Source organism: Bacteroidota bacterium (assembly GCA_016713925.1).
Taxonomy (GTDB): Bacteria; Bacteroidota; Bacteroidia; order AKYH767-A; family OLB10; genus JAJTFW01.
Map to the genome: position 1 here is coordinate 26,690 of JADJOH010000004.1, position 22,270 is coordinate 48,959.

Genomic DNA, 22,270 nt, shown 5'->3' on the forward strand with positions numbered 1-22,270 from the left:
TCTGTTTCCCGCTCTGTATCACTTTCTCATTTCCTCTCCGGCGAAACTACTGTCTAAATACTTCTGCACGGTGGTATTAAACAGGTCCGGATTGTTCATAGTGACATAGTGGCTTTCTCCAGCCAGAATAGAAAGGTTGGCACGAGGGATATTCCTGTAAATATAAACGGTGTGTTCTTCCTGTATAATATCCCTGTCGGTTGACATCACCAATACGGGGCACTTGATCTTTTGTAAATCACCTGCAGAGATTTGTGGTTGAAATTCCATCATACGGTTGCGCTGTTGCAAAATTTTCCAGTTTTGAGTACTGTCCTTTTTTAAAAGCATCTCGTCCGCTTGCCTTCTATCACGTTTCACCTCGTTCAGGAAAGAAGGATAAAGTGCCAGAGTATCCGGAGTGAGATTTGCAGCAAAGGCAACAATCTTCTTTACTTTCTCCGGATAATAAATGCCCATCAACAATGCAATAATTCCACCGTCGCTCCGACCTACAACATAAGCCGAATCAATTTTCAAATGCGTCAATATATCGTTGACATCTTTTGTGATTTGCATGTACGTCAGGCTGTCGCTTCCCAATTCACTATTTCCTCTTCCTCGGCAGTCCATCACTATTACCTTGTATTTCCTTGCAAAGAATTTGATCTGTGGCTTCATATAACCAATATTTCCACCATTGCCATGAATGAGTACCAGCGGTTCCCCTTGTCCGTATACTTCAAAATATTGTTTAGCGCCATTGAGGAGGAGAGATTGACCATGCGAGGGATTGTTCCCGTACAACGGTTCATTGGACAGGGACTGAGACTTAGCAAAAGAAGGAATTAACAAAATGGCAGTCAGAAGAATTACCTTGTAAATCGGGAAATATCTCATTTTCATTTTATAGTTTTTGTGAAAATAAGGAAGATATGAATATCATCAGAAATGCCTCCAACCTAACGTTTCTTTCGCTCCGCCCCGTTAAAATTATCCACCTTTCCATCGACATAAACAAAAGCATATCTCCCTCCTTATCACTCCAAACATCGAGGGTATAAATCTCCCCGCTGCGGCATCAAAGCATCCGGTCCGTAATGGGAACATCTTTTAAAAATATCTTTGAGAACAAGCAACGAAACAGCAACAAATCCATCGTCATCCAGTGTATGTGGATTTTTCATTTTCGTAATTTTTATGAATAATGAATTGATTATTTCCTGTCTCCCATTATCTGCCGGAAGTATTTACCTTCTGCAAAACTGTTTCTAAATTAAGAAATAAAAGTCAACTGTAGTAAGGACAGGTCGCGACCTGTCCTTACTACAGCCCCGCTCTGTTTCTTCCCTCCACAAAGTACATATCTATCTCACCCTTATTCTTCGCTTCTATTTTCCCGCGATGAACACAATGGAATTTATCTTTCACCCATGCATAGGTACTGCTGCTGATGTTTACTTTTCCCGCTTCACCGGAAGATTCTATGCGCGAGGCAAGGTTGACCGTATCTCCCCAAATATCATAAGCGAATTTTTTAACGCCTACAATTCCGGCTACAACCGTTCCGGTATGAATGCCTATTCGTATTTCGAAACCTTCTTTGTTTTCCTGCTTTCGTTGCTGCAGATGGTTTTTCATAAACTGCTGTATTTCCAATGCCGCACTCACAACATCTGTCGCATGTGTAGTGTTGGCCACCGGTAATCCTCCTGCACACATGTACGCATCACCAATGGTTTTAATTTTTTCGATATTGTATTTGGTAATGATATTATCAAAGGCTTTGAAACAGGTATGGATCTCTGCTACTAATTCCGCCGGAGTGAGTCGTTCTGAAATTTGCGTAAAGCCTTTGAAATCCGTGAACATGACCGTAACCTGATCAAACTGGCGGGCATCGGCACTACCCTTCGTTTTTAGTTCCTGAGCTACTTCTGACGGTAAAATGTTCAACAACAGTTCTTCGCTACGTGCTTTTTCTTTCGAAATTTTATTCCGCTGACGATAAACTATCAATAAAAAGAAAGACGTTCCTATCAATCCGCCGGCGATGGCATTGCGGATATTTTTCTGAATAGCATCCTTCTTTTCCTGCTCGAGTCTGGCGGTCGCTTCCTTCTTTTCAAATTCATATTGCATCGCCGACTGTAAAATCTTATCGTTATTGTCGGAAGTGAAAAGTGAGTCATCGCTGGCTTTGTAAATTTTTAAATAGGCCAACGCTTGCTTATAATTGCCTCTGTACTCTTCCAATTCAATCAAGGAAGTATATACTGTTGCCAATTGAATCTTATCACCCAGCATCTCAATTTTAGTCAATGCGCTGTCAAGAATTGACCTTGCTTCATTCAGGGCAGCCTCCTTATTACCACGATACAAACTATCCAGAAGTTTTTGATTGTTTTGCGTTACAATATGCAAGATCGCAGTTCCTATATAGGCATAACTATTCGCCATCACGCTTTCATCGCCCAAATCTCTTGCTGCATCCAGTGCCTGTTGACTATATTTCAAGGCTTCCTCATAATTCTTCATGCCGATATAAACTCCGGCGATACTTACCTCGGAATGGGGAATCAAAGCGACACGGTTTTTCTTTTTATAAATATTCAAAGCCTGTAATTGAAAATCGAGGGCCCTCTCAAGGTCATTGCGATTATAATAGATGACACCGATATTTCCCAGGTTAGCGGCTTCAAAATCGCCTCCCGGAAAATGCTTTCTGTTAATGTCAAGGGCCTTTAAAAAATATTCCAGTGCCTTCTCTTCCTTACCCTGATAAGCATACACCGCACCAATATTACTCAGTGTCCCGGCCAACTTTCCAAGATCTCCCGCCTTTTCAAAATACTTCCTCGCATTCAGATAATCATCCAGACTTTCCGGCAGCATAGACATATTGAGATAATTAGCACCTCTGAAATAATAGGAGTTGCCAATCCCTTTTTCCCAATTGATTTGTTTCGCCAGTTCAATGGCCTTAGTGCCATAGATAAGTCCGGAATCGGGCAGAATAGTACTATACGAATAGGAGATCTGCGCCATCAGAAATACCTTGTGGGTATCCACGCTGGCTTTGGGAAGCTCGCCTAGCAATGAATCCAACCGGTTCCGGCCATAACTTTGTGCAACTAAATTGGCGGCAGAAGAAATTAAAATAATAAATGCTAAAAGACTTTTCATGGTGCAATCGTTTTTTTGTTGCTTGCTTACTAAAGTAGAACTCGCCACTAAAGATAGCGCGCATTTTTGCAGCATTCTAAACAAGTCCTATACTTATGAATTTCTCAGCATATACTCGATCTTCTTCCCCAGCTTAGAATCGTTATTGGGGTAGGTTTCCATCACTGCAAAATATAGTATAGTCAAAAATATTAAAAAAAGTGAATTCCAAGTCATTCCTTTCAAATTTTCCATTAAAAATAGGGTCTGCTTCTCCTTATCACTTCCCCACACTATTCCCAACAAAGTTCAAAATTTCGGACATAGGCATCGACTTCGGAGACCGGCAAATTAGCCCATTTGTAGTATCGGATTTCGGATTTTCGCACCTGCTTGCCTGCCGTCAGGTTTCGTATTTTCGCAAATATTCGCATTTCGTAATAACCAATTAAATCTACATCTGCCCAAGATCTCTACCTCATGGATTTTAAAATTTTTCTTGCTTCCTTCGCTTTAATCCACCCTTTTATTTGAGCTATCCGGTTTAAATCTTCCCGGGCTGCTTCAAAATTATTATTTTTAATATACGCCAATCCGCGTAACCAGGTAGCATCTCTTTGCAAGGATCCGGTTGGATAATTAACCACTTCTGTAAAATTTACAATAGCATCGTTGTAATTTTGCTGTTGCATCTCCACAATGCCTTTATAAAAATAAATATTCATGAGAGCCATGGTGTCGTTTACTGCAGTTGTAGCAAAAGCATCGTCTAATTGCAACTCGGCTGCATCCCATTGCCCGTTATTGATGGCCTTTTGTATTTCCACCAGTTGCTGGGACAAGTCGGTATTCCTCACCGTAAAATTATAGTCAGACACAACTGTTGATAAGGAATTATCCGCCAACCGTTGTGTATCCGGTAGACCTATATTTATATAAATAAAATAAGAAGAAACTGCAATTAATAAAATAGCAGCGGCCATCCACCACTTGACATGCTGCTTTCGGAAGTCATGCTGAATGACTTTCCCTTCACGATGAATACCATTTTTTCGCAATAGATCTATCACCCTTTCAGTTTCTATCAATTCAAAAGCCTTGTAGAGATGTTGCTCTTCGCGTTTATCATCCGGAAATAATGTCTCCATTTGTATAATTGATTTAAATTGTTAACTCAACAGGGTTCTTAATTTTTTCCGGCATTCCGCTACTTTTGTTTTTACAGATGCCTCATTGACGAACTTATCATCTCCTCGTTGAAACCTGCTTTCGGCGATGGTTCTTAATGTCATTTTTAAATAATAATGCCAGTTTAATAATTCATAACAGTCTTTTCCGATATTCAACAAGGCACGTTTCAGGTTTTGCACACGTTCCATATTCAGGCTGGTGTCATCCGTTTCATCTGTAAGCACTTGTTCCTGACTTTCCACTGATACTTCATCATATCGGGTTTCCTTTTCACGCCATCTCAGATAATTATTCCTTGCATCAATGGTAAAGAGCGCCGCCATGTTTCCATACTGAATTTTCCCTATAAGAAGATTCTTTCTGAATTTCATGAGCGTTTCCAGTGTAATATCATACGCGACATCATTTCCTGCGCCCATCTTCCGCACAAGAAATGACCTGCACATTTCAAAATGCGACTTGAAAATAATTTCAAATAACATTTCATCACCCCTACGCAATTTTTCAAGATGTTCATTAAACGCATCAGGAGACAATCCAAAATTCTTTTTTGCATCGTATCGCTGATCACTGGTAGAATCCATAAGGGGGAGTTAAGTAAGGCAAAGTTGAAAAATTTATTTCGAGGAAGGCGAATTATTTCCCTTAAAATCGATTTCCGATCAAAATGCATTGACAATACATGAAGGAAGCAATAGTAAGGATGAAAAATAAAATAAAAGTAAAGCTGTAAATTAATAGACTGTTATACAATTGTTTAAGAGAATATATAATGTTATTTTATTTAGCATCACTTACCATTTAATAACGCTGCAATTATAGGGGTAACCGGTTAATACTATTCGAATATCAAAATCATCAATTAAAGATTCAGAAAACAAACAATTAAAAATATCAAACAAACAAAATGAAAAAGTTAATCTATTCACTTGTACTGCTGATGAGCAGTCATATGATTTCACAAGCGCAGCCCGGCATTCAGTGGCAAAAGAACTATGGTGGCAACAACGCCGATCGTGCGATGTCAACAAAACAAACTACCGATGGTGGATACATCGTTGCCGGATATACCCTATCCAACAATGGTGATGTAACCGGTTATCGCGGTGGCGAAGATTATTGGGTATTAAAACTCAACAGTGCAGGTACGATTCAATGGAAAAGGACCTTTGGCGGAAGTGGTGACGACCGTTGTTATGCTGTTCAGCAAACTGCCGATGGCGGGTACATCCTCGCCGGGACTTCTAATTCTTCCGATGGTCAGGTAACCAACGCAAAGGGTGGTTTCGATATGTGGATTGTAAAATTGAATTCCAGCGGAACAATTACATGGAAAAAGAATCTTGGTGGATCTGATGATGATGCAGCATATTCTATTGATGAACTCGCTGCAGGCGGATACGTAGTGGCAGGTGAGTCAAAATCGTCAACCGGTGATATTGATAACAACAAAGGCGGATATGACTACTGGATCACCAAACTTTCAGCAACGGGAAATCTTGTCTGGGAGAAAAATTACGGTGGATCTGCTGATGAAAGTGCGAAGAGTGTACAGGAATGTTCCGATGGCAGTATTATCGTTGCAGGAGAAACGACATCTAACGACTACGATATAACGAATAACAATGGCGGTTATGATTTCTGGGTGCTTCGTCTTCGCCCGAATGGTAATGTTCGCTGGAAAAATACGTATGGTGGAACGGCCAACGATAACGCCTATTCGATAACGCAAATCTCCAATGGAAATTTTGTAGTAGTTGGAGAAACTGAATCAAATAATGGTCATGTTCCCGACAATGCCGGTGGTGATGATTTCTGGGTGATGACCCTGAGAGGCAGTGGAAGTGTGCTCTGGTCAAAAACATATGGCGGAGAAGCGAATGACAATGCTCGTTTTGTAAGAGAAACAACAGACGGCGCTGTGGTTGTTGTGGGTAAAACAGAGTCAGACGGCGGAGATGTGACCGGTCATAAAGGGGGACATGATTTCTGGGTTATTAAAGTCATAAAATCGACCGGCAATCTGGACTGGGAAAAAAGTCTGGGAGGTTTTGACAACGATTTCGGATACGGAATTGATGTTACTGCTGATGGATCACAAGTGGTGGTTGGTGATTCCGAGTCGGATGATGGTGACCTGAATAATAACAAAGGAAATGCTGATTATTGGATCGTAAAGCTTACCGCCTCCGGTCAGCGTCTGCAGTCATCAGATGAATCCACATCGATTTCCGCTTTATCCGCTTATCCTAATCCTGCAACATCCCTGGTAAATATTTCTGCAGATGGGGTAAACATCCAGCAAATCAATGTGGTTTCTCTCGAAGGTAAGATGATCACAACGGTGATGCCCAATACCGCTTACTATCAATTTGATATTTCTGCATTTCCTAAAGGAATCTACCTGTTGCAGGCAGTTCTTGAAGATGGAATGGAGAAGTTCACAAAATTGATTGTGGAATAAAATAATTCAGGAATTAAAAAGAGATCGTTTCTGACTAAACTCAGAGGCGATCTCTTTGTTATAACAAGATGAACATTGACCCATTAAAACTCTTGACCTTACAGTTTAAGTTTAAGATTAATATGGGAAAATAAATTCATATCTCACTCAACTCCAGATCTAAAGCTTGTTGATTAGTACATCTGCTTAAAGAAAGTGCCGGAAAATAATTCACTGCCATCCTCCTAAAATTCAAACAATGAATTTTTATTAAGTCAAAAATACAACTGAAATTCAAATGTTATATTTAGATTATCGCTCTTGCATGAAGCACCAAAAATCACTAAATTGCACTATGAAAATTCTTATACCTTCTCTCCTGATTTCACTTTTTATTACGGTAATCGGGATCAATTCATCAAAAGCACAAGCCTTAGAATATGCCGACAGCACGCAAATTTTACTCGTGTTTGACAATGAACAAGATACTGCTTCTATAAACGCGTTGAAATATGAGCTACAGGCTACTGAACTGGCCACCACTCCCTACGCAAGAATTCATTTATGGCAAATTCCGCTCGATACGATTGCTGCTTACGGTGGTGTTTCTCAAATTATGAATCACGCGCTGGGCAAACCGCGCATCAAGGGTGGCTCGCTGAACTATTCGGTACCACTCGTTTTGAATATTGATGACGATGATGATGATCAGGGAACTCCGCAGTCCCCTCAATGTTACAATGATTCCCTGTTTGATTGTATCGCCGGACCTGTTATCGTAAATATGGCATTTCTAGACACAGGTTTCGACGGAGAACCTACGGGGACACGCACGATATGGATGCCATCACATAATGCTTTTAGAAAAAGACCATGGCAAAATGCAGGTGAGGTGGCCAAACAATTAAACAAAGACAATGACAATAACGGCTTCATAGATGACGTGAAGGGGTGGGACTTTCATTACAACGATAATTTTCCACAGGATGATCAGGGCCATGGTTCGCATACTGCGGGATTAGCAGCATTAAAGCAATTTGCAAACAGCGATTCCAACCGAAATAAAATTATGACATTAAAAACGCATAATCAAAACGGTGAAGCCTCCATGTGGCAATTGATGCAGGCGATGGATTATGCGTTAAGCCATGATATCAAAATAGTGAATCTAAGTCTCGCGTATTGGTCACCGGTGAATGCAAACGGGAAGCCCTCCATTATGGAATACATGATGGAATTTGGAAAAACGTACAAGGGAATGCTCTTTGTGGCAGCAGCCGGGAATGATTCCATCAATATTGATCTCCCCATCACATTGAGCAATGGCGTTCAGGTAAAATATTATCCTGCTTCTCTCCCAAATGATAATTTAATTGTGGTAGCGGCCGGCACGTGTAACAATGAACTCGCCTCCTTTTCCAATTACGGTCCTGTAAATGTTGATATCGCCGCACCGGGAATTGAAATATACAGTGCATTGCTGGATGGCACTTATGGTTATTTAACCGGAACCTCCATGGCAACTCCCCATGTAACAGCAGCAGCGGCCTTAGCGGCTTCACGTCAATCTCTATTTAACTGGAAGCAGATCAAATATGATATTTTGAATAGAAGCAATCCTTCTACAGCTTTAAACGGTATTGTTTCTTCTGGACGTATGCTCACTTTTTGTGATAACTATCTTCCCGCAACAAATCCGCTCTTAGTGACTGCAAAAGCCAATAAAGTGCTATGTGTCGGCAGTACGGCTACTTTATCTGCTTCAGCTACCGGTGGTCAGGGAAGTTACTCTTACGCCTGGAGCAATGGAAGCACCGGACAAAATACAACCATCTCTATTGCGGGAACCTATACTGTAACGGTAACAGATGGTGCAGGAAACACAGCATCTGAAACATTGAATGTTTTCAGTGCAACAGCTCCTATCGCTGAAACAATTTTACAGCCGGTGAATTGTGATGATGATTGCACCCTCCTTGAGATAACGAATGCCGTACCGGGTACAAAATATTTATGGAATAACGGTCTGCGTACCTCTGCGATCAATGTTTGTCCGGTGAGTTTAACGAACTATTCTGTGACAACCACGACACCCAATGGATGCACAAGTATCACCAGCATCGCCGTTGCTCCCTTGAAACCTTCAGTACAACCTCTGAATGATATGATCATTTGTCCATGTACACCCACTACATTAACTGCAGTTGGACAGGGAGGAATCGGACCATTGAATTATCTCTGGGCACCCGATCAACAAACCACACCTCAAATTACCGTCTCACTGAATCAACCTGAAACCTATTCTGTACTAGTAAGTGATAGCAGAGGATGTGTGGCCACTACTTCAGCATTAATTTCCACCTCCTGTTTTGCACCTGTCGCCATCACAGCTACATTTAATGCTCTGAACCAGAAGACCACTTTCAGTTGGGCGAATAACCCTTGTACTATTAATAGAACGCAATTGAGATGGCGTTGCAATTCTTCTTCACCGTGGAATACAATTACTATTAATGATACTTCTGCAACAACAAGAACACTTGTACTACCTACCGGCTGTAACCCACAATGGCAAGTCAGAAACCGATGCTGCAATAATATATATTCAGCATGGGATTCACCATCCGTAAACCGATTACCATCCGATGATTTAAATGAATCTGCACAAATGAACTCCATTCATTTATATCCCAATCCTGCCGGTACCTATATCCAACTGAACCGCGAAGGAAATACGGTTGAAAATAAAGTTTATATTTACAATTCGTTTGGACAAGTCATCCTGCAACAGGAAATAAAAGCAGAATTAAAATCGGTCACCATCGATATTCAGAATTTATCTCCCGGTTTATATTTTCTAAGGCTTGGCGGAACGGTTAAATCCTTCTCCAAATTATAAAAGCAATGTTCAGGATCGGATAAGAGGGTTGGCAGAATAGACAATATGAGATATGGGCACTTCAAAAATTCTTAACTAAGAAGGTGAGATTTTTCAACGCATCACTTTGCGCAATCGCTCTGTTACTGATCGTACTTTTTGCATGGGGAGGTGGACAGCAAATTCAGCAGGAGAAGCCTACGGTAACTGCAGATGAAGTTGCTTGTCGCATTGAAATTGAAAAAACCATAGAAGCCGCTATGGCTCTTGGAGATCATCGCGGCATCGCGTTGATGACTTCTGCTGCATCTGATTTTAATTCTTGCCTGACTGCCGACGATACCGCTTTCGGGAATTTGTATCATAAAACGGGAGTGCTCTATTACATGAATAATTCTTACGACGAAGCGATTCTTTCGTTCAGAAAAGCGCTGCTGATTCGTGAGAAAAAAATTACCGATTCCGTAGAGCCATTACTAAATACATTGAATGGACTAACGCAATCACATCTCCAGCTTTTCCACTATGATATTGCAGAAGAATTAATAACGCGACAGCTTGCATTGCTTGAAAGCACAACATCGATCTATGATGAAACAAAGGCGGATTTATATCTGGCCGATGCCCAATTGGCATTTCTGATTGAAGATTATACGCGATGCCGGGAGAAACTTATTCTTGCTTCGAAACTCTATGAGAGCATAAATGCCAAAACCTTTAATCATGGATTGGTCTTGAATATGTTAGGAGCAACATCTGATCTTCTGAATCAACCTGAAAAAGCAATAGCCTATTATCAACAAGCGATTGAAATTTTCACCTTCAATCAGGATCCGCATTTCACAGCACTTTGCTATCATAATTTGGGCATGGCGCTGGGTAAACTCAAAAAGCTGGAGGAGGCTGAAGACTATTTGAATAAATCGCTTTCCATTCATGCAGGTTATAACGATACCATAGAAATTGCCCGACATTGTATAGAAATGGCCAAAATTGAATTCGCCCATCGTCACTATGACAAGGCAAAACAATTGGCGTTAAAAAGTCTAAATCTTCGAGCTATAAAGTTACCTGAATGGCATACAGATGTCATAGAATCGCAAGTAGTATTAGGCGGCATATTCATGAAGGAGGCCGGGCTGCCATCTTCACAACAAAATGCACTCGAAGATTCTGCGATGCATTTATTTGATAAAGCACTATCAGCTGCGCTACAATCACCCCGAAATGAACGTGCCCTCGAGCCCTTAGTGAACAAAGCCATTCTGAGTGCTACCATGGGTGGAAGAGATGTAAAAAAAGCAATAGCCGCGCATGGATTATTTCAACAAGCAGATTCTATAATTCAATTGTCCAGGTTATACTACAGGCATCAGGAATCGAAAATTGAATTCACCCGTAAAATCCATAGTACCTATGAGTATGCGATAAAAAATGCATTGTCGTTACACCGTCTTACAAGGGATAAAAAGTACTTTGAAGAGGCCCTTGTTTTTTGCGAGAAAAGCAAGGCAACGGCGGTCAGGGATAAATTACATAAGCAGGCGGTGCAATCATTTTCCGGACTCCCCGATTCATTGCTGAAAAAGGAACGACAACTCCATTTACAATTAGGTGCCGCGACACAATCATTGCTTTCCCTCAATGATAAATCAGATTCGACTTACTATAGTTCTTTAAAATCTCTTGAAGATGTCAAACATAAAATGGAGGAATTTGATGAACAACTGGAAGAAGATTTTCCAAGATATTATCAATGGTTGAAAGAACCGGAACAAACTGTTTCTCTATCCGATATACAGCAGGCGCTCCGGCCCGGCAGTGTTCTGGTCGAGTACTTTATAGGTGATGAACAGATCACTGTTTTCGGTGTATCATCGCATCACTTTCATCATTGGGAATATGCAAACACGGATTCAGCGCTGGCTTCCATACCATCTTTCATACAAACTCTTGAAACGAGTGCGGATCTTCCTTCATCTGCAATTGCTGATTGCGCCTATACCACTTATCAATTGTTACTGGAGCAACCACTGAACTACTTTTCTGACAAAGCGGAGGTAAATAATCTCAAAATTGTTCCGGATGGCATTATCGGAAAAGTTCCCTTTGATGCATTGATGACCGCTGAATACAAAGCCACCGATGTGGATGCACCTTACTTGATCAATAAATATAGTCATGGATTTTTATACAGCAACCGTCTATTGCTTGATCAGCCGGTAAAGAAGCAGTGGTTTGGAAATAAATCCTGTGCCATTTTCGGCATCGACTATTTAAGCAATAAAAAACTCTTTGGTGATTCCGTGTATAGCAGTTTGCCTTTTATAGAAGAGGAGGTGAAGAATGTACAACAATTGAATAAAGGAGAGTTGTACCTGAATGAAAATGCGACCATAAATCATTTGGAAAATCAATTATCAGCATCAGAAATCCTACATATAGCTGTACACGGCTCCTTCAACGAAGACAATCCCGGCTCATCGGGTTTAATTTTCTCCAAACAAAATGAGAAGGATCAACGCGATAATATTTTATCTCTCGCCGCCATCTATGGCTTACATACCAGTGCTCAATTTATCTATCTCTCCGCTTGCTTTAGCGGGAAGGGAATGCTTGCTGCCAGTGAAGGAGTCATGAGTTTGTCGCGCGCTTTTACTTATGCAGGAGCCAGGAGTCAGGTAATCACCCTATGGGAAGTCTCCGATCGTGCTTCCGCCATCATTGCCAAAAACTTTTATCAATATCTGAAAGATGGCCAATCAAAGGATGATGCGCTCCGTCTCGCAAAACTTCAATACATCCGCGAATCCTCTACCTCCATTGGACAAAATCCCTTCTTCTGGGCCGGCTCTGTAGTGGTAGGTAATGCTGAACCGCTTTATGCAGATCCCTTTGTGATGAGAGTGGTGTTGGCAGGTGCCCTGTTAATTCTTGTATTTTGTTGGTGGTGGTTTAGAAAATTAAGGTCATCGTTTTCCTGACGTCAGGAAAATGATCAGATACTTTTTCGTGAGCATGTTTATAGAATACTTCTGCTATTAAAACACCTCTTTATTGCTTTCCCAATCTCTACAAAATGGTAAATTTGGAAATTAGCTAACAAACCAACTTTCAACTGACTGTATAAAGGGATAAATTTATTGAAACAGATCGCGTATAAATTACTTTTTCAAATACGCTGAATACATCCACACTAATTTTTCCTGCTCGCGAATGTAATCACTCATCAACGCATTGGTTCCCTCGTCACCGGCATTTGCAGAAATTTCTAAAAGCTCCCGCTGTCTGAGAATGAGAATTTCAAAGGCATCCAAAATTGTCTGCACACCCTTTTTCCCATCCGAAACATCTTTCACGATTTTAATCTTTGCCGTTTTCTTATAATCGTCAAAAGTGTGAAGTGGAGTAGCACCCAATGTCAAAATTCGCTCTGCTACTTCATCTACTTTTATCAGAAGATTCGTGTAGAGTTCTTCAAACTTGAGATGCAGCTCAAAGAATTTATCTCCTTTAATGTTCCAGTGCAATCCACGGGTGTTTTGGTAGAAGATCATGTAGTCTGCCAGTAAAGTGTTTAAGCCTTCTGCCAAAACTTTACTTTTTGCTTTATCCAGCCCGATTTGATTTTTATTTGCCATTTTGATTTTCATTTTAAGAGGGGTACCTGTTTCTCAAGTTGGTCAATAAACTTGGCAGGAGTTAGAATTTGAGCAGTTTTAAAGGGATGGTGTTCCAATAAATCTTTGTCACCGGTAACTAAATAATCTGCCTTTGAAAAATCAATCAGATCTAACAAAAAATTATCTTTCGGATCTCTATTTATAAAATGTGTCGGTTTAATCTCAACTTTTTCAGAAATGACTTCTAGAAATTCAATTAATTCTTTAACGTTCTCTTTTGGAAAGTACTTTTGAAGCTTTTCGCTGTCAGTTACTACTTTGATTTCTGTTATTAATTGACTAGTGGTAACAATAGTAATACTTCTATTGGAAATATGATGTTTGATCTTTGCTAAGCGTTTACTAATCAGAAAGCTAATCCAAACATTAGTGTCAAAAATAACTTTAACGCTTTTTTTTGTCATAGATAGCCTGTCTTACATTCTCCACCTCTTCAGTTATTGTTCTCATGTCGAGGTCTTTTGTCTTGAAAGTTCTCAACAGATGTGATAGCTTAGTATCAATGGCTTCTTTTTCCAACTCTTTTGAAAGCATTATCTTTTGCTGTCTTGGAAGTTGTCTAACTACAGACAATATTTGTTCAAAAGTTAAGTCAATTTGCAACGCTGTTTTCATCTCATACTATCTTAAGTCCTTCTTCAAAAATACGAATAAAATCACTTCTTTAGTACTTTATTTTATGCGATCTTTCATATCCAGACCCCTAAATGGCAATCCTTAGCATTTAAAGGCATTACCATTTCAGCAGTAAAAAACTCTTTTTCTTCTTCAATATCCGAAAAGCTTTCTGCCTGAAATACCATCAAATCTTTGAAAGTGACCACCTTTCACTCCTTCTCCGTTCTCCCTCTCATTTTTTCGTCCATCCATCCTTCAATCCCACCGTGCGGTTAAACACAGGTTTTTCTGCCGTGCTATCGGTATCCGGTACAAAGTATCCCTTCCGCATGAACTGGAAGAAATCTCCCGGCTTTGCATCGCCTAAGGAGGGCTCCAGCATGGCTTCGTGAATGATGTGCAGACTGTCAGGATTGATGTAGTCCTTAAAATCCCCTTCTTCACTCGAAGGATCTTCTACTTTGAAGAGTCGGTCGTATAAGCGTACTTCAGCTTTTATCGCATGAGCTGCACTCACCCAGTGGATGACGCCTTTTACCTGCAGCCCGCTTTGGTCGTGGCCGCTTTTACTTTCGGGGATATAGCGGGCACGCACCGCCGTTATATTGCCTTTTTCATCTTTATCAAAACCGGTACACTCTACGATATAAGCACTCTTGAGTCGGACCATCTTACCCGGGGCGAGACGGAAATATTTCTTCTCGGGGACTTCCATGAAATCATCCCGCTCAATGAATAATTCACTGCTGAACGGAATTTCACGGGTGCCGGACAGCGGATCTTCGGTGTTGTTTTCGGTCGGGAGGAGTTCCATCTGCCCTGCCGGATAATTTTCTATCACCAGCTTTAAAGGATCCAGAACGGCCATCACACGGGTGGAGCGTTTGTTCAGATCTTCCCGCACACAAAACTCCAGCAACCCTACATCAATGATATTCTCTCTCCGCGCCACACCCACCTTCTCGGCGAAGTTGCGGATGCTCTCCGGAGTATAACCCCTGCGCCTTAACGCAGAAATGGTAGGCATACGGGGATCATCCCAACCGCTGACATGCTTCTCCTGCACCAATTGCAACAACTTGCGCTTACTCATCACCGTATAATTCAGGTTGAGGCGGGCCATCTCGTACTGCCTGCTCGGGAAGAGCTCCAGCTTTTCGATGAACCACTCGTACAACGGCCGATGTACTTCAAATTCGAGTGTACAGATGGAATGGGTGATCTCTTCGATGGCATCACTTTGTCCATGCGCGAAATCGTACATGGGATAAATACACCATTCGTTACCCGTACGGTGATGTTCGGTATGCCGTATGCGGTACATGAGCGGGTCACGTAAATGCATATTCGGGGAGGCCATGTCGACTTTCGCACGCAGGACTTTCTCGCCATCCTTAAATTCTCCCTTGCGCATACGTTCAAATAAATCTACATTCTCGGCTACGGTGCGGGAACGATAAGGACTATCTGTTCCGGGAACCGTTGGTGAGCCTTTCATCGCTGCTATCTCTTCTGCGCTGCTATCATCCACATACGCCAGACCCATCTTTATCAACTGCACTGCGAAATCGTACAGCTTCGGGAAATAATCAGAGGCATAGCATTCCTTCGCCCATTCAAAGCCCAGCCATTTAATATCCGCTTTGATGCTATCCACATATTCGGTCTCTTCCTTCTCAGGATTGGTGTCGTCGAAACGCAGGTTCGTGGTGCCGCCAAATTGCTGTGCAAGGCCAAAATTCACACAAATCGATTTGCTATGTCCAATGTGTAAATACCCATTGGGTTCGGGCGGGAAGCGGGTCAATACCCTCCCTCCGTGTTTACCATTTTTTACATCTTCGGCAATGATTTCCTCTAAGAAATTTGGTCCTTTTTCTACTGACATGGTACAAAGATAACACGAATTTAAACGCCACGAGCGCAACGATTTCGCGGCGGGCGCTGCGTTAAACCTGAAATATATAGTAGCGTGAAATTAATCGCCGCGATCGTTGCGGTTCCGTCGCGTACGCTGCGTTTAAATCTGAAGGTTATATTGATCTAAGAGCTTTTTGAATTCTGGAAATAATTTCAGAACGACCAAGCAATTCTACCATCCCAAAGAGATCAACGCCACTTGCCTGCCCGCTCACGATAACACGGAACAATTGCAGGACATCACCCGGTTTCATCCCTTGCTCGGTGGCCAGTTGTTCAAAGGCCGCCTTGCAGTTTTCTGCAGTGAAGTTTTCCACTTTCGTGAGTACATCCGGCAATGCCTGGAAGAAAGTTTTGGATTTCTCATTCCATCGCTTCGCTATCACTTTCTCGTCATACATTGAAGGTGCTTCAAAAAGATATTTTCCGGTCTCGTAAAACTCGTTTTCAAACTGTACTCTTTCCTTGAGTAATTTCACTGCTCCACTTGCAAAACTATGGCTCGTCCGGGGATCTTCTTCTCCTAAAATCGACTTCAGTTCTATCGAAAATTTGAGTCCCAACTCTTCATCATTTGAATGACGCAGTCGTTGTTCGTTGTACCATTTCGCTTTGTCTGGATCAAATCGCGCTCCGGCCTTATGAACACGATCAAATGAAAAAGTGTTGATGAGCTCCTCCATCGAGAACACTTCCTGTTCCGTTCCCGGATTCCATCCCAGCATCGCCAGCATATTCACAAAAGACTCCGGATAATACCCTTTCTCGCGATAACCTGAAGAGATCTCTCCCGTTACAGGATCCCTCCATTGAAGCGGAAACACCGGAAATCCCAGCCGATCACCATCGCGCTTGCTGAGTTTTCCATTCCCTTCCGGCTTTAACAATAGAGGGAGATGGGCATATAACGGCATGGGTATACCGAGATATTGATAGATGAGAATATGCGCGGGAGCTGAGGGCAGCCATTCTTCACCGCGGATGGCATGAGTAATCTCCATCATGATATCGTCCACAATATGCGCCAGATGATAAGTAGGCATACCATCCGCTTTGATGAGAACTTTATCATCCACGAGCGAGCTATCAAACGAAACCTCGCCTCTTATCATATCCGTAAACGTTAGTGTCTGTCCCGGATTCACTTTCAACCGGATCACATATTGCGTTCCCTGATCCAGCAAATGCCTTACTTCCTGCTCCGGCAGACTCAGTGAATTGCGCATCCCCATTCGTGTAGATGCGTCGTACTGCCATCCCTGCACGCCATCTGTCTCCGCATTCTTCCGGGCGATATCAATATCCTCCGGGCGGTCAAAGGCATAGTAGGCATTTCCATTATTCAATAGTTGCTGCGCATAGTTCATATAAAAACCCTTGTGCTTGCGTTCACTCTGACGATACGGCTCATGTTTTCCACCAAAACCCACACCTTCATCCGGAATGATTCCACACCAGGTGAGGGCTTCTATGATATACTCCTCAGCTCCCGGCACATAACGATTCTGGTCGGTATCTTCAATGCGCAGGATAAATTTTCCCTGTTGCTGTTTAGCAAAGAGGTAAGCATATAGTGCAGTACGTACACCTCCCATATGCAACGGGCCTGTTGGGGATGGAGCGAACCTGGTTCTTGTGGTCATAGTGGTCAATGAAATAAAAACTTTAAGGGGTTACGAAAGTACGAATATCCCCTGAAGTGTGATAAGAAAAAGGAGCACTCTCCTCTTTCTTATCTCTACTTCAGGGGTACGAATATACGAAATACGAATGGACGAATCCGCGAATGGACGAATCCGCGAATGGACGAATCTACGAATGGACGAATCTACGAATGGACGAATCTACGAATGGACGAATCCGCGAATGAACGAATCCGCGAAAATCATAAAAAATCAGCGTATCCCGCTTTGCGGGATCAGTGTTCCTGATAAATTATTATTCCCTCCTTAAAACGAAATGATAAAGTAAAAATGTTTTGCAAAGAATTCCTCAGCGCGTCAGCACGGTATCAATATCCGGAGTGAAGTAAAGATTGCTCTTCATGATCTTTCCGTCTTCACGGCGGAGAGGCTGACCGTTCTCGTCGAGTTTACTCATATTGCTGCGATGAATTTCTTCAAAGACCTCCACGATCTTATGCTGCAATCCATGCGCGATAATGGTTCCGCAAAGGATATAGAGTTTATCGCCGAGGGCATCCGCTATTTGCACAAGGTCGTTGTTCTTCGCTGCTTCGAGGTATTCATCATTTTCCTCAGCCATCAACCGATGCCGCAACTCGATCATACGCATATCAATATCCGCTCGCGGCGTCTCTTCATAATCGAGACCGAAGACTTCGTGAAATTCTTTTACACTGTCGAGGATGGAATGGAAGGAGGACATGGTAATTAGGGGTTGGTATGGCTAAGATAGCAGTTGGAAAATTCCCTTTATTCAATACTATTCCATTGTTCAAAACATCCCGAATGACAGAATCTAACCGACACCATTTCAGAAACTTGGCAATACAGGAAAAATCAACTGTTAAAAAGACAATATGTTCTCCCAAAGATCGGCACTTTCACCGTACTATTTCCAGTCTGCGAAAATACCTTTTCTCATTTGCTTCCATCTGCAAATAATACATCCCCACAGCAAACATCCTTACATCTATATACACCAATCCCGGTGAAGCCATCTGCCGCAACAACAGTCTTCCGTTCTGATCAAAGACCGATATACTCCCCGTCTGTGTCGAAAGATTCTTCAGATAAAAACCATCGGAGGCAGGATTCGGCCAGAGTGCGAATTGCTGTTTAGATGCTTCTTCCAAGCCTACGATGACCAGTAAATAAGTAACAATGATGGAATCGCAACCCGCGGAAGAGATGAAATTATCTACATATACTCCTGTCGTATGCTGCCATGCTCCTGCGAGGAAGGCACTGTCTCCGGAATTAATTACGAGTTGCGTGGTATCGGCATAATTCGGATATACGCCCAGGTTAGTGATGAGGATGGTATCACAGGCCCCACTGCCCGGTATGGTATCGTAAAAGGTTCCCGCTGTCGTTTGCCAGGCGTTGTTGATGAATACCGAATCTCCGGTGCAGATGTTGATATTGCTGATGACCGGAACCCCGGCTGCCACCACGACCGTAAGCACAGCCGTATCACAAAAACTGAGGTTGCTGTTACATTCAATGACAGTAATGGTATTGTTACCGCTTACATTCCAGGTAACGGTTACCTGATTGATCCCACTGCTTCCGGTGATGTTCCCTCCGTTAACGCTCCAGTTATAGCTGCTGCCGGGATGCAAGGCCGCAACATATGGAATATTTATGGCCTGTGTCTGACAGAGGGCTGTAGCACCGGAAATATTTGTGGTGAACGTAACGATCACCGTGGTAGTGACGATACTGTCGCAGCCATTGATTGTCGTAAAATTATCTATATAAGTTCCCGGAGTTTTTCTCCATGCTCCGGCCAGAAAGCCTCACGATATTCAATGTGTTCTGTATGCTGTACGAAGGGTAGGTGCCCAGGGTAACAATGACTGTACTATCGCAACCGTTCGAGCTCGCGTACACCTGCGAATACACACCTGCGTTGAACTGCCATTGTCCGTGAATGAGGATACTGTCACCGTTGCAGATACTCTGCGTTTGATTGACAGTTTGAGATGAATAGATATTTACTATTAGCTGCGCGGTATCGCAAATGGTTTGTCCGGCATTGCACTCAATGACAGTGATCGAATGAAATCCTGTGGCATTCCAGTTGACCTGAACAGCGTTCGTGCCTTGTCCTGAAACGATGGAACCACCGATGATATTCCAGCTATAAGAATTTCCTGAAGTTAGTGGTGTGCTATATCCCTGCGGATTTGTAACAGGGCTGCAAAAAGAAGCTAGTCCGGAAATGACAGCGCTGAAACTGTTGATGGAAGTATCTACATTCACAACAACACCAAAACTACGCCCCCAGTTCCCTGCTATGTCTTTTGCTCTCATATACAGCGTATGCGTACCCTGCGACACGGGCGAAGGGATCGTGTTGCCTGCAATGGTTTCTAAAGCATTGTTAAAATTTCCATCAAAGGCAATCATCGGAGTGGCATTACCGTTACCCGGATCTGTATCAAAATAATATTCACCGGAAATTACTTTAACTGCACGTATAGTACTGATGGAAGATTGAATTTCTACAATCGTGCTAAAAACAACACCCCAATTGCCGGCCGCATCCTTCACACGAAGACCAAGACGATGAACACCCGGATTCAGTGCAGCTACGGACAGTTGATTGTAGACCACTTCCAGCGCCTGGTTGAAATTACCATCAAATGCCAGTAAAACATTTCCATTTCCGGCACCCGGATCAGTATCCCAGAAATATTCAGCGGCTGCAATGTTTACAGAACGTGTAGAAGTAATATTGGGTTCCTTGTTTATAATCAGAGAAAAAACAGGTCCCCAATTTCCTGCAACATCCTTTGCCCGGATATTCAAGGTATGAACTCCTTGACCGGCAGGTAATGCGAGCGAATTTTTAATGAGGGTTTCAATCGCCTCATCGAAATTCCCATTAAAAGCAATCATGGCGGTTGCATTACCCTGACCCGGATCATTATCCCAGAATACTTCGGCTTCATCCACAGCAATAGCTCTGATGGTAGTGATATTCGGTAATACCTGAACGGTAGTACGAAAAACAGGTCCCCACGTATTGTCACCGTCTTTGAAACGTACCGCAAAGATATGTGAGCCTATAGAAGGCAAATTGCTGACCGTGGCCAGCGCATCTTCTATCGCTTCGTTAAACGATCCGTCCACTGCTGTTAACACCATTCCGTTTCCAATGCCCGGATCAGTATCCCAGAAATACTCCGCCGTTTGAATCGACTGTGCATGAATAGCTGTAGCAATTGCCATCATACAGGTCAGCATGCAGATAAATTTCTTCATCATTCTATGGTTGTTTTGATAAATGATGAATAGATTAACGATCGTAGGAGCTGGCTTTAATATTCAAGGTGTTTCCCTGTCGCACATTAAAGGGATAGGTATACATAAATACCCTGGCTCCACCTGCATGAATTGGGAAGAAATTATTCAGTGTAAATGAACCGCCATAAGCGCCGGGATCACCGATACTCAGATCGAGATCGTAATAGGGTGCCGCAGGATTTCCGTTATCTATTGCTGTAGAACCAACACTCAGCTGGCCGTCGGCCTGAAGCGTTACGGGAACGGAAGCAGTATTGTTGCCGCTGAACGTCCAGCCGGTAGAAATCGGAGTGGTAAAGTTGCTTTCCACATGATTATAATAAATATTCGTGGTACCCGAATTACTTCCGATATTATAAATACCATAATTATTCCCTGTTGATGTCGCGTCGATGACATTGTTCATCACTTCACAAATAGCGCTTGTTTGAACATTGGAGATGCGCAACCCGAAAGTAGTACTTGATGTAGAGTAGGCCAGTATTGTATTATTATAAATAAGGTTATACCCGCTTGCGAGACTCACCAATTCAATGCCGGTTGAGCGGTGTTTAATAAAATTATTACGGAGATGTAGCCGTGATGTAGTGGTGGTGATGTATACTGCTTCCGTAGAAGTGTTATTCATATTCACTTTATTGCCAATAATCGCAAGCGTGTCGTTCAGCGTTGCGCTGCCGCTTGAAAACCAAATTGCTCTGCTCACTCCTGATGTAATATCACAACCAATCACACTGCCAAAGTACGCGCGAATATAACCACTGTCAAACTGTGTATGTACCACATTGACGCCATAGCCTGCAGCGGGCAGCTCCACATATCCCGACATTAGCCAACTACCGAAAATATTTATTGTGGCTACTTTGTTTCCGGAGGGGGGAGAAGAGGTAATGATATTGCCATTTGTATTTCTCATTCCGATAAAGGTGACGGTCTTTCCGGAAGCAATATTCACCGTATAGTTTCCCTGCACCACGAAGAAAGTATCGTTTTCGAAAGGTAGAAACTCCAGCGCCTTTGTTATAATTACATTTTCAATCCAGGGTATATTCCCTGCTCTGTTCTTGATAATGATCCGATCGCCATCGGCTGCAGCGTTAACAGCATCTGTAATGGTGGCATAAGCCGGAGGAAGTCCGAATTCTTCTACAACGATATCGTTGGCCCGGATTTGATGGAGGAAGAGGAAAGAGAGGAGAAGGGTGGCAAGTGCGGTTTTCATTGGGGTATAAATGCGTTATGATTACGGGGCTAAAGTTAGGTGCATTTTCTAAATTATTTAAGACGGCGAATACTCTTTTTAAGATGTCGTTGTTAATAACGAAAATGATCCGCAATCATCAGGAGTCACCATCTTAAATTTTCAGATCTGACTACTCTCATTCCTGACGATTAG

General features: G+C 42.4%; 17 protein-coding genes. 3 read left to right on the plus strand and 14 right to left on the minus strand.

Going from position 1 to position 22,270, the window contains the following annotated elements; all coding sequences use genetic code 11:
* Nucleotides 1-18 precede the first annotated feature (18 nt).
* The 5 genes from IPJ86_05730 to IPJ86_05750 form a co-directional block, all read right to left on the minus strand.
* Nucleotides 19-879, minus strand: a complete 861-nt coding sequence (locus IPJ86_05730; protein ID MBK7886809.1) for an alpha/beta hydrolase — start codon at nt 877-879, stop codon at nt 19-21.
* A gap of 140 nt (nt 880-1,019) precedes the next feature.
* Entirely contained in the window at nt 1,020-1,166 is a 147-nt protein-coding gene (locus IPJ86_05735; protein ID MBK7886810.1) for a hypothetical protein, read from the minus strand.
* Nucleotides 1,167-1,305: 139 nt separating this feature from the next.
* The gene (locus IPJ86_05740) at nt 1,306-3,165 is read right to left on the minus strand and encodes a tetratricopeptide repeat protein (protein MBK7886811.1); all 1,860 of its coding nucleotides are present in this window, start codon (nt 3,163-3,165) and stop codon (nt 1,306-1,308) included.
* Nucleotides 3,166-3,617: 452 nt separating this feature from the next.
* Nucleotides 3,618-4,292, minus strand: a complete 675-nt coding sequence (locus IPJ86_05745; protein MBK7886812.1) for a hypothetical protein — start codon at nt 4,290-4,292, stop codon at nt 3,618-3,620.
* A gap of 21 nt (nt 4,293-4,313) precedes the next feature.
* A complete protein-coding gene (locus IPJ86_05750) occupies nt 4,314-4,919 on the minus strand; it encodes a sigma-70 family RNA polymerase sigma factor (GenBank protein ID MBK7886813.1) in 606 nt (201 codons plus the stop codon).
* A 323-nt stretch (nt 4,920-5,242) separates the two neighbouring features.
* Between IPJ86_05750 and IPJ86_05755 the strand changes: the two genes are divergently transcribed.
* From IPJ86_05755 to IPJ86_05765, 3 genes are all read left to right on the plus strand, one after another.
* Entirely contained in the window at nt 5,243-6,799 is a 1,557-nt protein-coding gene (locus tag IPJ86_05755; GenBank protein MBK7886814.1) for a T9SS type A sorting domain-containing protein, read from the plus strand.
* A 334-nt stretch (nt 6,800-7,133) separates the two neighbouring features.
* Complete coding sequence (locus IPJ86_05760) at nt 7,134-9,677, plus strand: S8 family serine peptidase (protein ID MBK7886815.1); 2,544 nt, start codon at nt 7,134-7,136, stop codon at nt 9,675-9,677.
* Between the two features lie 83 nt (nt 9,678-9,760).
* Complete coding sequence (locus tag IPJ86_05765; GenBank protein MBK7886816.1) at nt 9,761-12,640, plus strand: CHAT domain-containing protein; 2,880 nt, start codon at nt 9,761-9,763, stop codon at nt 12,638-12,640.
* Between the two features lie 180 nt (nt 12,641-12,820).
* Here IPJ86_05765 and IPJ86_05770 read toward each other — a convergent pair whose 3' ends face one another.
* From IPJ86_05770 to IPJ86_05810, 9 genes are all read right to left on the minus strand, one after another.
* Nucleotides 12,821-13,297 carry a DNA starvation/stationary phase protection protein gene (locus IPJ86_05770; protein ID MBK7886817.1) on the minus strand — a complete coding sequence of 159 codons (477 nt, stop codon included), beginning with the start codon at nt 13,295-13,297 and terminating at the stop codon, nt 12,821-12,823.
* Nucleotides 13,298-13,305: 8 nt separating this feature from the next.
* The gene (locus IPJ86_05775) at nt 13,306-13,743 is read right to left on the minus strand and encodes a putative toxin-antitoxin system toxin component, PIN family (GenBank protein ID MBK7886818.1); all 438 of its coding nucleotides are present in this window, start codon (nt 13,741-13,743) and stop codon (nt 13,306-13,308) included.
* The gene (locus IPJ86_05780; protein ID MBK7886819.1) at nt 13,724-13,954 is read right to left on the minus strand and encodes a hypothetical protein; all 231 of its coding nucleotides are present in this window, start codon (nt 13,952-13,954) and stop codon (nt 13,724-13,726) included. The genes IPJ86_05775 and IPJ86_05780 overlap by 20 nt, the downstream gene beginning before the upstream one ends.
* A gap of 235 nt (nt 13,955-14,189) precedes the next feature.
* The gene (locus IPJ86_05785; GenBank protein ID MBK7886820.1) at nt 14,190-15,845 is read right to left on the minus strand and encodes a glutamine--tRNA ligase/YqeY domain fusion protein; all 1,656 of its coding nucleotides are present in this window, start codon (nt 15,843-15,845) and stop codon (nt 14,190-14,192) included.
* Between the two features lie 145 nt (nt 15,846-15,990).
* On the minus strand, nt 15,991-17,520 hold the full coding sequence (locus IPJ86_05790; protein MBK7886821.1) for a glutamate--tRNA ligase: 1,530 nt from the start codon (nt 17,518-17,520) through the stop codon (nt 15,991-15,993).
* A gap of 349 nt (nt 17,521-17,869) precedes the next feature.
* Complete coding sequence (locus IPJ86_05795; protein ID MBK7886822.1) at nt 17,870-18,265, minus strand: nucleoside triphosphate pyrophosphohydrolase family protein; 396 nt, start codon at nt 18,263-18,265, stop codon at nt 17,870-17,872.
* A gap of 178 nt (nt 18,266-18,443) precedes the next feature.
* On the minus strand, nt 18,444-19,268 hold the full coding sequence (locus IPJ86_05800; GenBank protein ID MBK7886823.1) for a T9SS type A sorting domain-containing protein: 825 nt from the start codon (nt 19,266-19,268) through the stop codon (nt 18,444-18,446).
* A gap of 43 nt (nt 19,269-19,311) precedes the next feature.
* A complete protein-coding gene (locus IPJ86_05805) occupies nt 19,312-20,835 on the minus strand; it encodes a hypothetical protein (GenBank protein MBK7886824.1) in 1,524 nt (507 codons plus the stop codon).
* A gap of 31 nt (nt 20,836-20,866) precedes the next feature.
* On the minus strand, nt 20,867-22,096 hold the full coding sequence (locus tag IPJ86_05810; GenBank protein ID MBK7886825.1) for a hypothetical protein: 1,230 nt from the start codon (nt 22,094-22,096) through the stop codon (nt 20,867-20,869).
* Between the last annotated feature and the right edge of the window lie 174 nt (nt 22,097-22,270).

Excerpts from the sequence above, each read along its gene's own strand:
- IPJ86_05730 (MBK7886809.1), bottom strand. The coding sequence starts at position 879 with ATGAGATATTTCCCGATTTACAAGGTAATTCTTCTGACTGCCATTTTG.
- IPJ86_05735 (MBK7886810.1), bottom strand. The coding sequence starts at position 1,166 with ATGAAAAATCCACATACACTGGATGACGATGGATTTGTTGCTGTTTCG.
- IPJ86_05740 (MBK7886811.1), bottom strand. The coding sequence starts at position 3,165 with ATGAAAAGTCTTTTAGCATTTATTATTTTAATTTCTTCTGCCGCCAAT.
- IPJ86_05745 (MBK7886812.1), bottom strand. The coding sequence starts at position 4,292 with ATGGAGACATTATTTCCGGATGATAAACGCGAAGAGCAACATCTCTAC.
- IPJ86_05750 (MBK7886813.1), bottom strand. The coding sequence starts at position 4,919 with ATGGATTCTACCAGTGATCAGCGATACGATGCAAAAAAGAATTTTGGA.
- IPJ86_05755 (MBK7886814.1), top strand. The coding sequence starts at position 5,243 with ATGAAAAAGTTAATCTATTCACTTGTACTGCTGATGAGCAGTCATATG.
- IPJ86_05760 (MBK7886815.1), top strand. The coding sequence starts at position 7,134 with ATGAAAATTCTTATACCTTCTCTCCTGATTTCACTTTTTATTACGGTA.
- IPJ86_05770 (MBK7886817.1), bottom strand. The coding sequence starts at position 13,297 with ATGGCAAATAAAAATCAAATCGGGCTGGATAAAGCAAAAAGTAAAGTT.
- IPJ86_05775 (MBK7886818.1), bottom strand. The coding sequence starts at position 13,743 with ATGACAAAAAAAAGCGTTAAAGTTATTTTTGACACTAATGTTTGGATT.
- IPJ86_05780 (MBK7886819.1), bottom strand. The coding sequence starts at position 13,954 with ATGAAAACAGCGTTGCAAATTGACTTAACTTTTGAACAAATATTGTCT.
- IPJ86_05785 (MBK7886820.1), bottom strand. The coding sequence starts at position 15,845 with ATGTCAGTAGAAAAAGGACCAAATTTCTTAGAGGAAATCATTGCCGAA.
- IPJ86_05790 (MBK7886821.1), bottom strand. The coding sequence starts at position 17,520 with ATGACCACAAGAACCAGGTTCGCTCCATCCCCAACAGGCCCGTTGCAT.
- IPJ86_05795 (MBK7886822.1), bottom strand. The coding sequence starts at position 18,265 with ATGTCCTCCTTCCATTCCATCCTCGACAGTGTAAAAGAATTTCACGAA.
- IPJ86_05805 (MBK7886824.1), bottom strand. The coding sequence starts at position 20,835 with ATGATGAAGAAATTTATCTGCATGCTGACCTGTATGATGGCAATTGCT.
- IPJ86_05810 (MBK7886825.1), bottom strand. The coding sequence starts at position 22,096 with ATGAAAACCGCACTTGCCACCCTTCTCCTCTCTTTCCTCTTCCTCCAT.